The following is a 13589-nucleotide window of genomic DNA, read 5'->3' as shown; positions in this document are numbered from 1 at the left end:
TTAATGAAATTTAATGCACCTTAACTTTCCTCCTCATTTGAAAAAAGAGAATCTAAATCGCGGTATCCACTAACAACCCTAACAACTTCAATTTCTTCACCCTTCACCTGATATAAAATGATATAACCATCAAGAGGAACACCCCGTAAACTAGGCATAATTTCAGAATAACTGCGTCCCATACTGGGAAACTTAATTAAATTTCTACACTTATCAGCAAACCGTTTAACAAAACGTTCTCCTGCTTCTATACTAACTTGAGCAAAATAACTAGAAATCTCATCCAAATCATGAATAGCTTCTTGAGAAAGACTATACTTACTCATTAAAATTTTCCTCTCTCATACGCTTAAATTTTGCTTCTAATTGAGCAATAACAACTTCACCATCAACCTTATCTCCCCTTTCTAATTGTTCTAAACCTACCTTAACTTTTTGGCGAGTTTCATCCAGCCATTGTTCATAATTTTGGTCTTGTTTTTCTAACAATTTTAAAGCAGAATCAATCACCTGCTGAATATTTGTATATTTTCCCCTAGCAATTTGTGATTGAATAAACTTTTCTTGTTCTGGACTTAAAGTGATATTCATTGGTTAAATAAATTCCTGATTTTTGATTTTTTTATTCTTTCTAATTATAGCTAAGTTTCAGGATATACTACAATAATGTCTAAATTTTGAGCTTTTTTAAAATCAGTATTAGGTTTACTTTTAGGAAATAAAATGGCTATCACTCATATTAATCTTCAATCTTATCTTAGTTTAGCTAAAACAATTAAGAATCTTCCGAAACAAAATTTTTGGACAGCTTATGATGCAGAAGCAGATGTTTTATATATCAATTTTCATCAACCTGCTTTATCTGCTGATGATAGCGAGTTAACTGATGATGATATTATTATTCGTTATCAAGGAGATGAAATTATTGGGTTAAGTATTCTTAATGTTAGGAAACGATAGATTATCGATGTTGGGTTTCGTTTCTCAACCCAACCTACAAGATTAGCGATCGCACTGATATGGTCATTTTTTCGTCGAAGCTTTTTAGCCATTATCATTATAAATAGTTCAGAAGTTTGAGCGAACGGTGAGTTATGAATTTTAGAAGCAGTGGAACATTTATTAGGGATTTTCTACGATATGGCAATGGGTTGGTCATAGTCTCGGCCGTACTATACACTCTGCTATTCTACTCTTTGGCAGAATGTGAGCCGGATAGTGTGGTTCTCCTCCTGACTGGGTTATTAGGGTTTTTGACGTACAGTTATGACCGCATGCACGATTTAAGTGAGGAATCAGATATCATCAATGCGCCACAACGGACTAATTGGTTGCGATCGCATTATACTTTCATGGTTTACTCATGTGCGATCGCAGTAGTTATCAGCTTCATCGCAATGCTGTTACGACCAGCGGCAATCTTTCCTATTATGAGTACCATAGGACTCGCATTTGCCTATAGTCTCCCAATTCTTCCCAATGGTGGAAGTCTTAAAAAAATACCAGGGGTTAAAACGGCTCTTATAGTCGTCCTCTGGGTCATTCTTACCTTTATTGTGCCAATGACAGTAAGTGGTGTCCCTTGGAGCTTCCCAATCATCGGAGGAATGCTCTATGAGAGTCTCATGATAGCATCAATTGCCAATCTCAATGACATCAGAGATACACAAGGCGATCGTATTGCCGGTGTTCCCACGATTCCAGTGATTTTTGGTGTGAGGACAGCCTTCTTTTTCTCCCTGTTTACTATTCTTGCTGCGACAATGGTAGCAGCGATTTTAGGAAATTGGGTGCTGGTAATGTTAAGTGTTACAAGCACAATTGGGCTATTGTTCAACAGTAGTAAGGTTTTAGAAATACTGCGTTAGATTAATACTTCCATCGGTGTCTGGTTCAGCAATTAACAATGAACAATTAATAATTAATAATTACCCCTGCTTGGTGCGCTTTCAAGGGGAGGAACCTCAAACCTTAATTATGAACTATTAACTATTAATTATTCGGGAAGGATTCTAGAATTCAGAAATCACAAGGGTTTTTCAACTTTAACAAAAGAGAGATAGTAGCAGGTGGACTGACTATCATTTTCGTGTATCAATTTTAATTTTTGCTCCATCGGGTTGCAGGTTAATATCAATTACCCCTATGAAATCGGTGATTATAGCAGTTAAGATAATAAGGGTTATAAATGAGAACGCACTAACACTAATTACGGTTAAGTTGGGTACTTTTGAAAATAAATAGGTCTTGTTTGGGTCACACATAATTTTATCCTCTAAGATAGAATTAACTTTTATTCAACGGTTATTATCTGATAATTCTGACCTTAATAATAAACAGTTAGCAGAGGTTTTAGAACGTGAATTAACGGATAATGGTAAGCTAAAATCACCACCTGAAGTTATTTTCAGAGACAGTTGGTCTAAGAGTATTTTCCCCAAGCTAAGAGAGGAGGGTTATCAAGGGGAAAATAAATGGCAAAAAGCTAGAAAATGGTTAATTAATACTAAGTATCCTATCTGGAAAGATAAACAAGTTTCGTCTTTAAATTTATTAGATTCTTGGCGATGGTTACGAGACAAAGCAGAGAATAGGAGGGTAATTAGGGTTTGCTGAAAAAGTTTCTCCAAAATTTATGCCACTTTTGACCAAGAATTTTCTGACAAATCAATAAGTTTTAGTACATAAAAATTGTTTAAAGTATAATCAAAATTAATGAAAGGCGGTTTAATGAGTTCCCCTGTTCTATTATTAGTAAATAAGGACAAAAAAAGCGACAAAAACTGCCTCAGAAGTTTAGAAAGATTGACAACTAAAAATGTAATAGCAATGGATGTAATGGAGGTTTCAGGGAGTTTTGTCATCACGAGATTTAGGCTAAATCTTCGTTTAGCTTGTCCAAACTTTCCCTCAATAGCATTACGGAAGCATTCATCGGAGTGGGCTTGTTTCTTTTCTTCTTCACTGACATTTTTCGGAGGTCTTCCTAACTTCGGACCACTGATTCTTATCCCTCTTTCCTTACACCAATTTCTGTTTTCCCTAGTTCGATAAATTTTATCTACATGGACGGATTCGGGATAATAGCCAAACGTTTCTTTATACTTTTCTACTTGTTCTTTTAAATGACAAGATTCATTGAAGTTTTCCCAACTTATTTTGTCTAGAAACACATAGTTATCTACACAGCTTACTGAGAGTTTAGCTCCAAACTCTATTGGTTTTCCTACTTTTCCCCTCACTATTGGACGAATATGCGGTTGAGTTAAACTTACAATTCTTTGAGGAACACTCTGGGTCTTATTCTCCCACATTGACTGTTGTTGTTCATAAACTTTTTTGATAGTCTCTAGACAATTTTTCTGTCTTTTACTCAGATTTTCCAGGGAAGCCCCAGCTTGAATTAAGTCTTCTATATTTCCTAAATTTTTCTTAAGGTATTTTAACTGTTTCCCGATAGCTTTTCTTCTTTCTTGATAAGATACTTTTCGTTTTTAGCTACTTTTAAGTATTCCTTTCTAGCAATTATTCTAGAAGTTCTCGGCTTTTTTCTCAATTTTACTCTTAATGGTTTATAAAGATTATCTATTATTCTTTCTGTCTCAATTCTGGCTTGATTTAATATGCCTAAATCCGTTGGGTATTTGATGTCTGCTGGCGCACAAGTCGCATCTAAAATTAGTTTACCTTTATTTTTTATTTTTTCTCCTTTTTATTGGAGACAATCCTTTTTTTTTACTTCTTTATCACTCTTGTCTATTTCTCTTTTTACTATTTTTTTATTGATTTTGTTTATCAATTCTCCATCAATTCTTTTCCTAAAATGAACTAGCATTGAAGATTCCAGTGGTGGCTCTTGTTGATAACAATTTAAACCTATAAAGTATTGTAGATAGGGATTTTCTCTAATCTGTTCTATAGTTTCTCTATCACTTGTTCCTAATTTTTCCTTAATAATTAATGTCCCTAATGCCATTCTAAATAGTTTGGCTGGCGCACCTTTTTCTGCTGAAAAAAGTTTAGCATATTCTTCCTCAAAATCATCCCAAGGTATCAACTCTGCCATGATTACCCAACGATTATTGGGGGACAATTTGCCCTCGAAAGGTAATTCAAATTTTTCTGGGGGCGGTAAAGGTTGCTCCTCTTTTCGATACATTTGTTCTTGACCAACAACTGGGAGGTGTTTCTACCAATTATAGCGGTTTGTAGCCGACAAAGCTGATCTTTTTTGCGATCGCGAATATGGGTGTAACCTTTTAAAGAATAGGGTTTTGCTTTTATTCAGCAAACCCTAATTAATTTTATTTTATTGTGGCCAAATGTAGAAGTCTGAGATTTTAGTCGAGATTTTCTCTACTTCAGACTTCTCTTTTCTCTATCATTTATTGACGAGTTCTTCATAATAATCCCCATATTGAAGACTATCAAAAGGTGTTGGATAAAGCTATTAATTAGTAAGTTTTTGAGTCAGTTATCAGTTATAAATTATCAATTATCAGTCATCTCCTCACCCCATCACCCAGTCTCCCCATCTCCCAGTCTCCCAGTCTCCCCATCTCCCCCTTATTGTCAGTCACACAGAGATTTTCATGACTCAAGTAAAGAAATCATTACCCAAAAAGAAGAATTTAGGCCGTCCTAAAATCTCAAAAAAATGGTTACTTTATTTCGGATTAGGTTTACTTGCTTTAATTCTTGTTCTCACTTTAGGGACAGTTATTGGCCATCCTGTTGAAAGATTAATTTCTATTGTAGAAAACCGTTATCAACAGTGGTTTGACCAACAAAATACAAACAACCCTCTTGTTTTATTACCCCTAGCTTTTATTGGTGGCCTACTAGTGCAGCTTAGCAAAAATAATCCACCAGTCACTTATGATCTTTAAAGCCCTTAAATTTCCAAACGAACGGCTTAGCAAAATGTTGATTAAAGTAATCAATAAAATTGAGAATTTTTTGGGATAGTTCTTCAGTTGAACGGACAGTAATTCTTTTGAGTAAACGCCTGACTAAGATCGAAAACCAACACTCAATTTGATTAAGCCACGATGTATGTTTGGGAATATAAACAAAGCGAATTCGATGAGATTCATCTGATAAAAAATCTGCTCTGCTGTCCATAGATTGCAAAATCCCCTCCTTTCCTTTTCTCCCCAAATCAATAGTAATTCCACAGCTTTCTGCTACTAATTTGACTAAGCTTTCCGATTTATGAGTGTTGAGTTGATCTACAATAAAAATCCATTCTGCTTTTTCATCAATCTTAATCGTTCTCTGGATATGTTCAGAAAAATCTTGTTCTGTTCTTGTCGGTCCAATAGAGGGACTAACAACTTTTCCTCTTGCCACATCCCAGTTCGCAATCAAGCTTAAAGTTCCGTGTCTTTCATATTCAAATTCGATTTTTTCTACTTGTTTAGGCTTGATTCTTTTGTTCGGAAATAATCTCTCAAGAGCTTGAATCCCTGTCATTTCATCTGTACTAATTAAATGAATTCCTTGTTCTAACAAAGTTTTAGCTTCTTGATGAAGTTCACAGATATATTTGACTTGCTTTTTAAATTTTAAGGGATCATCAATTTTGGCATTTAACCAGTAACGAACGAGATGTGGTTGTAATGTCGCTTCTTTTTAACCCAGATTCCGCACTTCAAAAAGTAGCATTAAACACTACAAGCCTGGGGGTAATAATTAAGTATAATTTCTTAATCTCTTGAAGACAAAAAAGTGGGATAATTGCTTAAGTTGTTTCCTCTGTAAAAAAAGAGCGAAAAATGTCTTATTTAGAAGAAATACAAGTTAAAAATTTAGACCATTTAGGGATAGTAGCTGGTTTAATTGATGAAATAGGAATAGTCAAAATAATTAATAATAAATTAGGAATAGATGTTAGAGAAAAAATCTCAGCAGGTACAGTAGTTAAGTCTATTTTAATCAATGGACTAGGATTTGTTTCAAGACCTCTATATTTATTCAGTCAGTTTTTTCAAGATAAAGCCATTGAGAAATTGTTAGGAGAAAGAATTAAAACTGATTACCTTAATGATGATAAAATTGGGAGAGTAATGGATGAATTATATAAATATGGACTAAATGATATTTTTATTGAAGTAGTTTTAGAAGTAATTAAAAAATTTAAAATAGACCTTAAATACTCCCATTTAGATTCCACATCATTTCATTTAGATGGAGAATATAAAAGGGAAGAAGATAAAGAGAAACAGGAAGAAGAAAAAATCATTAAAGAAAGACCAATTTTTATTAAGAAAGGATATTCTCGGGATCATAGACCAGACTTAAAACAATGTGTCTTGGATTTAATAACAAGCCAAGATGGAGATATTCCATTATTTGTGAGAGTAGGAGATGGAAATGAATCTGATAAAGCTGTATTTGGAAAAGTTTTAGTAGAATTCAAAAAGCAAATAAAGTTTGATAGTATCATGGTTTGTGATAGTGCTTTATATGGTCAAGAAAATCTCCAACTAATCCAACATTTAAAATGGATAACGAGAGTTCCAATGACCATAAAAAAAGCAAAAGAATTAGTGCAAAATATAGAGGTGGAAGAAGTAAAAGATGAAGATAAAGAAAAAAGAAGTGACCTAAATTTAGAAAGTTATACCTGGAAAGAAGAAATTGTTACTTATGGTGGAATCAAGCAAACTTGGTTAATAGTCTTGAGTGAAAAAAGACAGAAAAGTGATTTGGAAAAACTAGAAAAACAACTTTCCCAAGAAGAGAAGAAATCCCAAAAATTTCTTAAAGAAATACAATCTGAAGAATTTGAACATCCTCAAGCTGCTCGATATAAATTAAAAGCTATTAATAAAAAATTGAAATTGTTGGAAATAAAAGAAGTTGAACTGATTGAAACTTACTCGAAAAAAAAGGAAAAGATTTATAAAATGATTAGTCTGATCATCAAAAAAGATGAAGAGATAAGTAGAAAGACTAAAGAAGCAGGAAAATTTATTTTAGCAACTAACTTAGTAGAGGAAAATAAATTAGAAGCTAGTGAAATTCTGATAACTTATAAAAACCAGCAATCTACGGAAAGAGGATTTCGATTTTTGAAAGATCCCTTATTTTTTACTGATAGTTTCTTCGTTGAAAAACCAGAAAGAATAGAAACAATTTTATTTTTAATGTCTTTGTGTTTGTTGATTTATAACTTGGGGCAAAGAGAATTAAGAAATTGTTTAAAAAGAGTCAAAAAAGGAATAAATAATCAAGTAGGGAAAGTAACATTGCGTCCGACTTTGAGGTGGATATTTCAATGTTTTCAAGGTATTCATTATGTGATTTTAAACGGAGTTAAACAAATTGTCAATTTAACAGAAGAAAGGCGTTTTATATTGAGTTTATTACCTGCATCTTGTCAAAGATATTATCTATAAATTGAATTGGATAAAGCAAAAATAATAAAAGAATAAGAGTCTAATGATATCAAATGAGAAGAGGAAACTCTCCTTCGTTTGTGCTGAGTCTTGCTAAGTTTTCAATGAGTATAAATCTTCTTAATTTGATTATTTTTCCTAAAAATTTAATGAAAAGAGAAATATTCTTGCCCAGGTATGATTTTCGGACTTTTTAAAACTATGTATTTTTTTATACTACATTTTGAAGTGCGGAATCTGGGTTACAGTATTTCCTAATCTTTTTTTGTACTGCTATAACTCAAAAGCTTTTTAGAAAAAATGCAAAGAGACGCTAACTATAGCGTCTCTTGCAAGGTTTCATGGTGAATGAACGAGGGATAAAAGCTTTTAGAAGCCCATACCCATGCCGCCCATGCCGCCCATGCCGCCCATGCCGCCCATGCCGCCCATGCCGCCCATGCCGCCCATATCAGGGGCTGCGGGGGCTTCTGGTTCGGGTTTTTCAACCACTAAAGCTTCTGTGGTTAAAACCATACCAGCAATAGAAGCAGCATTTTGTAAAGCGGAACGAACCACCTTAGCAGGGTCAATAATACCGGCAGAAATCATGTCTTCAACCTCACCGGTAATGGCGTTGTAACCGATGTTAAAGTCGCTTTCTCTGACTTTTTCAACAATTACAGAACCCTCTAAACCAGCATTATTTGCTAACTGGCGTAAGGGGGCTTCTAATGCCTTGGCTACGAGATCAGCAGCCACTTTTTCTTCAGCATTGGTGAGGCTATCTTTATACTCAGCCACCTTAGAAGCTAAGTGAATTAAGGTAGTACCACCTCCAGGGACGATACCCTCATCTACGGCTGCCTTAGTAGCGTTGAGGGCATCTTCGATCCGTAGTTTACGATCCTTTAATTCCGTTTCTGTGGCAGCCCCTACCTTAATAACAGCTACCCCACCGGCTAACTTAGCGATGCGTTTTTGTAGTTGTTCTGTATCGTAACTGGAATCAGTAGCGGCCAGTTCTCTACGTAGTTGGTCAATACGTTTGTCCACTGCTGCTTTTACCCTATCATCGGTGTTAGCAACGATGGTGGTGTTATCTTTGGAAATATTGATCTTGGTAGCTTGTCCCAACATATCCAAGTCCACTGTCTCCAGACTTAAGCCCACATCTTCTGAGATCAGGCTACCTCCGGTGAGAATGGCAATATCTTGTAAGATAGCTTTACGTCTCAGTCCGAAAGCAGGGGCTTTAATCGCAGCCACATTTAAGACACCTCTGGCTTTATTGACTACCAGAGTGGCTAGGGCTTCCCCTTCTATGTCTTCGGAGACGATTAATAGAGGTTTACCTGCACGGGCAACGTTTTCTAAAATGGGGACCAAATCGGCGATCGCACTAATTTTTTTATCGGTGATCAAGATTAAGGCATCTTCAAATTCCACTTGTTGCCGTTCTTGATCGGTGATGAAATAAGGAGAGATATAACCGCGATCGATCTGCATCCCTTCAACTACCTCTAACTCGGTATTAAGAGACTTAGATTCTTCTACGGTGATAACGCCGTCTTTGGTGACTTTATCCATGGCCAAGGAGATCATGTCACCCACTTCTTGGTCGTTACCAGAAGAAACGGTGGCAACTTGGGCGATCGCTGCCCCTTCTACAGGTTTAGCAATATTTTCGATTTCCTGGACTAAATAAGCCATGGTTTTTTCCATACCACGACGTAAGGCCACAGGGTTAGCCCCGGCAATGACGTTTTTGAGTCCTTCTTTGATCAAAGCTTGACCAATAACTGTGGCAGTAGTAGTTCCATCTCCAGCCACTTCTTTGGTTTTAGAGGCGATTTCTTGGATTAATCTTGCCCCTGTATTTTCGAGGGGATCTTCTAATTCAATTTCTTTAGCAACGGTGATTCCGTCGTTAACAATTTGGGGTGCGCCAAATTTCTTCTCTAACAATACGTTGCGGCCTTTGGGACCAAGGGTAATTTTGACGGCATCAGCGAGGGCGTTAACCCCTTGTTCTAATGCGCGTCTGGATTCATCACTAAATGAGACAATTTTTGCCATATTTGTCTAGTTACTCCTATAACGCCTTCATGATGGGACTTCTGGCAATGATTCAGACCAGGGTTGCCTTTTTCCCACTTATGTTAATTTAGCACTCTTATGCTACGAGTGCTAAGGGTTTAGGTCAAAGAATGGGAAAGTTTTTCTTAAGGGATAGGGGTAAGGTGTGGAAGTTTAGGTAATTTAGGTGAGGATATCTAGAAAGGTGAGTTAGGAGTTAGGAGTTAGGAGTTATGATTGTTTTAAGCAGAGAATGGGGGTTTGAGTCATTTTTTCATTAATCCTCATTTTTCAGCCTGAAAAATCTGTTCAGCCGTCAAATTTAATTCAGTAAAAATTAGTGATTTGTGGAGATATCTAGAAAATCTGTGTTCTGAAGCTTATCTTTGAATCGATATGATCGAGAAGATTGCTCTATCCTCCATGGCTACAATGGCTATGGGAGAGTTAGGAACTACCACATATCCAACTTTATCAATCTCTTGACCGTCCAAGTTAACGGTTATGGAACCTTCACCTGTATTTAAAACAAAAAAAGTCCTCGACTTACCAGGATGGATGTTTGCCTTTCTTTATTCTCCTGATGGGAAAATTAGCTCAATGTTTTTTTGCTCTTTAGTTCCGTTGATTAGATGAACATACCCTTTATAAAACATTAATTCATCATACAATCCTCTTGCAAACCATGAACCATTACATGAACCTAAAACAGCTACTATCATTAAAATAAACCATTTTTTATTGCTCATTTTCTTAATCCTCAATTTTAGAATATAGGTAAGCTTAGCTGTTGAACTTTAATAATGTTTGAAGTAGAAACATAATCAAGGATAGCATTAGCTACATATTCAGCTAGTTTAACAGGAACTGCATTACCAATCATTTGCTCTAAATTTGTTTTTGAACCTTCCCAAATAAAGTTATCAGGGAACGTTTGAATATAACTTCTTTCCTGAGTAGTTAAAGGACGAACATTGGACGATAAGGGAACAACATCACCAGGATGTTTTTGATAGGTTTTAGGAATCGGTCTATTAACACCTCGTATGGTTGGACTGGGTTCATCAATACTGAAAATCCCTCTTCTTTTATAACTTCTAGGATGTCGATAATAATACTCTATTCCCAGTTTATTCCCATATAGTCCCTAACTGTCATGGATTTTTTAGATAATTTTTTTTCTAAGTATGGAATAAGTTCATTATCTTTTCCTTGATGAACACCAATCAAAAAAAACGCTTTCTTTTTTTCAGATACTCTATATATTTTAAATCTATTTCAATCGAATAGATTAGGTGTGTTAAGAATAATTGCATCAAATCTTCTTTCTGGACTCAATAATTTTTCTCCGCCTCCTAAAATTATATTATTAATTTCTTCTTGTTTAATTCTTGGTTTGGTTAATTCTGGTGATTTCATATATTGATGAGTTTTAGAACCACTTAAGGCAAACGCTTTATCATTTTTTGTGTTTAAAGATATCTCATCTATAGTAGCTGTATGATTAATTTTACTGGTATTAGCAAAGTCATACAACATTTTTGCTAACCAGACAACACACATTTTATGACGAGTTATTTTATCTGAATTTAATTCAGATTTTGCTGCATCTATAAATAAACGAGTAAAAGCTAAATTACTCCACATAAATATATCTAAGCAATTATCATAATGTAAACCAAATAAAGAAGATACATCAATTTTGCCATGATTAACTGTTAAATCATGATTAAGTTTTAAATAAACTGGTTGTAAATTTTTACAACTCATATAACAAGCTAATGCTGCTGGGAAAGAACTATTAAATTGATTTTTACCCCAACTTGATTTTTTTGTAAAGTCTCGATTCGATTGATTAATCCCAAATAATCTAGGTTGATAATTGTCACTCATTACCATAACTTCTTCCTCGCCATTGTTTCGGGGTTTGTAAAGAGGATAAAAAGATTCTCAACACTGCTAGAGGATCGGCCAAAGGAGATAACCAAAATAATAATGATCTAACTAATAAAGACTTATCTTTGTAATAGGAAGGAAAAACAGCAAATAATAAGGCAAAACGAATAATAACTAAGAGAATATTTAAGGCGATCGCCAGTTGTAAAAGGAGAAAATGCTCCCCAACCAACCACAAACTAGCTAAAACAATTAACAATAATAAAGGTAAAGCTTGAGTCAATAATAATAAAGTGAAATCACCCCAAACTTGAGAAGTGGAAGCAGCATCTTTAAGATCCAGCGATCGCCCCCATTCTTTCCAGGTTTCTTGGACACCTTCGTACATTCTCACCCGAATTAAGTTCTTCCCATCCAAAAATCCCACCTTAAAGCCCTGTTTCGCAGCTTCACGGGCTAGAGTAACGTCATCACAAAAAGAACCAGAAGCGCAGCTATAACCATCCAATGCTTCTAAAACAGAACGACGGGAGAGAAAACATTGACCATTAGCCATCACTCTCTCTGGTTTTTGGTTTCTCACCCCAGCCGAATCAAAACGATACAATAAGGTTATCAATAAAGCCGGTTGTAACCACCATTCCCCAGCATCTCTGAGGATAAACTGAGGGGACAACGATACCATGTCATAACCCTCTTCCTCCGCCGCCCTAACTAAACTAGCTACTAACCCCCGTTGGGGTTGGGTATCGGCATCGATGCCCAATACCCACTCACTACGAGGAGAACTATATAAAAAGCCATTATGTAAAGCCCAAGGGCGGCCAACCCATCCCGAAGGTAAAGGATCATCGGTGATCAGGCGAAAACGAGGATCGCTTAGTCCTGCGTTTTTCACCAGTTCTTGAGTTCCATCTTGAGAATTACTGTCAACAACAATAATTTCTCGTACTTCATAAGTTTGTTGTCCTAACCCCTCTAAACAGGGTGTAATGCGTTCTGCTTCGTTGAGGGTGGGAACCACCACACTCACTTTACCCAACATTTCAGGGTCGGCTGATTGAGGTTTTAGGGGTGGGCGACGGATCGCCCCTTTGAGCAGACGGGACAACAAAATAAGGGTTGCTGTTCCTTGAAACAGTAACACAGACAGAGAAATAACAGCGATAACCGTATCATTCAACAAAATAGAAGACTCCATGATCCATGATTCCTTGTCAATTATCCATTATTGAATGACACCTTGACGAGATTTTCGGAGATATTAGCATCTGTTTGGCTATCAGCTAAACGATACAACACCAACACGGGAAGTAAACCGACGATTAACCCTAATAAAACAGGGATATAGATGCCGGCCGCTAAACTCATGATCATAGCAAAGGCAAAATTACTGACATAGATAGCTAAAGGTACTCCTAAGTTGCTTTGAGGAAAATTAAAGGGTTTAACCTTCCAAATTAAGGTAGCAACGGTCATAAATACGGCACCTGTGCCGAACCATCCAGCAAAGTTTTGATAAGGCATTCCAAAAAACGCCCCGGGTTGTTCCCAAACCCAAAAGGGCAAGGTTGTTTGACTCATGGCTGGATCTAAGACAAAATCCCAAGCAGTTAAGAAGATGGCACCCAAAGTGATTGAAGCAACCATTTTCAGCCAATTCTGAGAAATTTTATTATTTAATCCTGCACGGGCAATTAAATAAGCACTAAATCCTAAATAAAACCAAGATAAGGGGATGGTAAAGGGAACTAAGCCAGCAATTTTGTAGCCTAACCCTGTTAAATAGCGATAGTGACCAAAGGGAAACCCTGTACTGGTTCCTAGTAATTCACTGGTTAAGGAAATTGCTAAGGCCGGTAACATAAAGCCCAACGAATGCCATACCCCCAAGGTACGATAAGCATAGACGGCAACTGCCGACATTCCTAACAACATATACATTACGCCACCGCCAGCCATAGACCAAGCAAAGGCAGTTTTGCCGATGGGCGGTAAACTAGCAATAAAATCGGGATGGGGCAATACTAACAATAATCCTGCTAAACCAAAGGCCATCGATAAAATATGGCCGATCACAAGACTGCGTTCAACGCGGGTAAGGGTTGTCATGAGTTTCTATCAATGTCTATGTGTTAAACTCTAGTTTACAAAACTTTATGAAAAAAATATAATATTTTTTCGGAGTCCGGAGTTCGGGGTTCGGAGTTTGTATATTGGTAACTGCTAACT

13 protein-coding genes and 2 pseudogenes are annotated in these 13589 nt (G+C 36.2%); 5 read left to right on the top strand and 10 right to left on the bottom strand.

Annotation, left to right across the window (positions count from 1 at the left end; all coding sequences use genetic code 11):
- Nucleotides 1-20: 20 nt before the first annotated feature.
- Both CWATDRAFT_RS01295 and CWATDRAFT_RS01290 read right to left on the bottom strand, forming a co-directional pair.
- The gene (locus CWATDRAFT_RS01295; protein ID WP_007303277.1) at nucleotides 21-326 is read right to left on the bottom strand and encodes a type II toxin-antitoxin system RelE/ParE family toxin; all 306 of its coding nucleotides are present in this window, start codon (nucleotides 324-326) and stop codon (nucleotides 21-23) included.
- Nucleotides 319-591: a type II toxin-antitoxin system ParD family antitoxin gene (locus CWATDRAFT_RS01290; RefSeq protein WP_007303276.1), complete on the bottom strand. Its 273-nt coding sequence runs from the start codon at nucleotides 589-591 to the stop codon at nucleotides 319-321. Before CWATDRAFT_RS01290 ends, CWATDRAFT_RS01295 begins: the two co-directional genes overlap by 8 nt.
- A 132-nt stretch (nucleotides 592-723) precedes the next feature.
- On the opposite strand from CWATDRAFT_RS01290, the gene CWATDRAFT_RS01285 reads away from it, so the two are divergent.
- The 3 genes from CWATDRAFT_RS01285 to CWATDRAFT_RS01275 all read left to right on the top strand — a co-directional run bounded on the left by CWATDRAFT_RS01285 (nucleotide 724) and on the right by CWATDRAFT_RS01275 (nucleotide 2616).
- On the top strand, nucleotides 724-960 hold the full coding sequence (locus tag CWATDRAFT_RS01285; protein WP_007303275.1) for a DUF2283 domain-containing protein: 237 nt from the start codon (nucleotides 724-726) through the stop codon (nucleotides 958-960).
- 314 nt (nucleotides 961-1274) lie between these two features.
- Complete coding sequence (locus CWATDRAFT_RS01280) at nucleotides 1275-1868, top strand: UbiA family prenyltransferase (RefSeq protein WP_231607034.1); 594 nt, start codon at nucleotides 1275-1277, stop codon at nucleotides 1866-1868.
- A 379-nt stretch (nucleotides 1869-2247) separates the two neighbouring features.
- The gene (locus CWATDRAFT_RS01275; RefSeq protein WP_007303273.1) at nucleotides 2248-2616 is read left to right on the top strand and encodes a hypothetical protein; all 369 of its coding nucleotides are present in this window, start codon (nucleotides 2248-2250) and stop codon (nucleotides 2614-2616) included.
- A 17-nt stretch (nucleotides 2617-2633) separates the two neighbouring features.
- Here CWATDRAFT_RS01275 and CWATDRAFT_RS35355 read toward each other — a convergent pair.
- Nucleotides 2634-4159 (bottom strand): annotated as a pseudogene (locus CWATDRAFT_RS35355) (IS5-like element ISCwa2 family transposase).
- Between the two features lie 433 nt (nucleotides 4160-4592).
- Between CWATDRAFT_RS35355 and CWATDRAFT_RS01260 the strand changes: the two are divergent.
- Complete coding sequence (locus CWATDRAFT_RS01260) at nucleotides 4593-4889, top strand: hypothetical protein (protein ID WP_007303271.1); 297 nt, start codon at nucleotides 4593-4595, stop codon at nucleotides 4887-4889.
- Here the strand turns inward: CWATDRAFT_RS01260 and CWATDRAFT_RS01255 are convergent.
- Nucleotides 4873-5514, bottom strand: a complete 642-nt coding sequence (locus CWATDRAFT_RS01255; protein ID WP_007303151.1) for a transposase — start codon at nucleotides 5512-5514, stop codon at nucleotides 4873-4875. The two genes, CWATDRAFT_RS01260 and CWATDRAFT_RS01255, sit on opposite strands and share 17 nt — an antisense overlap.
- 263 nt (nucleotides 5515-5777) lie before the next feature.
- Here CWATDRAFT_RS01255 and CWATDRAFT_RS01250 point away from each other — a divergent pair, with 263 nt between their 5' ends.
- Nucleotides 5778-7403, top strand: a complete 1626-nt coding sequence (locus CWATDRAFT_RS01250; protein WP_007303270.1) for an IS1634-like element ISCwa1 family transposase — start codon at nucleotides 5778-5780, stop codon at nucleotides 7401-7403.
- 369 nt (nucleotides 7404-7772) lie between these two features.
- On the opposite strand, the gene groL is transcribed toward CWATDRAFT_RS01250, so the two are convergent.
- The 6 genes and pseudogenes from groL to cruF all read right to left on the bottom strand — a co-directional run bounded on the left by groL (nucleotide 7773) and on the right by cruF (nucleotide 13469).
- The gene (groL, locus tag CWATDRAFT_RS01245) at nucleotides 7773-9461 is read right to left on the bottom strand and encodes a chaperonin GroEL (RefSeq protein ID WP_007303269.1); all 1689 of its coding nucleotides are present in this window, start codon (nucleotides 9459-9461) and stop codon (nucleotides 7773-7775) included.
- Between the two features lie 572 nt (nucleotides 9462-10033).
- Nucleotides 10034-10210 carry a hypothetical protein gene (locus tag CWATDRAFT_RS32225; protein WP_157134023.1) on the bottom strand — a complete coding sequence of 59 codons (177 nt, stop codon included), beginning with the start codon at nucleotides 10208-10210 and terminating at the stop codon, nucleotides 10034-10036.
- A gap of 140 nt (nucleotides 10211-10350) precedes the next feature.
- Nucleotides 10351-10488 (bottom strand): annotated as a pseudogene (locus CWATDRAFT_RS41585) (DNA cytosine methyltransferase); the annotation flags it as partial.
- A gap of 251 nt (nucleotides 10489-10739) precedes the next feature.
- The gene (locus CWATDRAFT_RS01240; RefSeq protein WP_042711067.1) at nucleotides 10740-11354 is read right to left on the bottom strand and encodes a HindVP family restriction endonuclease; all 615 of its coding nucleotides are present in this window, start codon (nucleotides 11352-11354) and stop codon (nucleotides 10740-10742) included.
- Nucleotides 11347-12558 carry a 2'-O-glycosyltransferase CruG gene (gene cruG, locus CWATDRAFT_RS01235; protein WP_007303267.1) on the bottom strand — a complete coding sequence of 404 codons (1212 nt, stop codon included), beginning with the start codon at nucleotides 12556-12558 and terminating at the stop codon, nucleotides 11347-11349. The genes CWATDRAFT_RS01240 and cruG overlap by 8 nt, the downstream gene beginning before the upstream one ends.
- Before the next feature lie 20 nt (nucleotides 12559-12578).
- Nucleotides 12579-13469, bottom strand: coding sequence for a gamma-carotene 1'-hydroxylase CruF (gene cruF / locus CWATDRAFT_RS01230; protein ID WP_007303266.1), 891 nt, complete (start codon nucleotides 13467-13469; stop codon nucleotides 12579-12581).
- Nucleotides 13470-13589: the final 120 nt, after the last annotated feature.

It is taken from the genome of Crocosphaera watsonii WH 8501 (assembly GCF_000167195.1).
In the GTDB taxonomy this organism is placed as follows: Bacteria; Cyanobacteriota; Cyanobacteriia; order Cyanobacteriales; family Microcystaceae; genus Crocosphaera; species Crocosphaera watsonii.
Note: the sequence above shows the minus strand (reverse complement) of the source record. Positions and strands in the feature narration are given on the sequence as shown.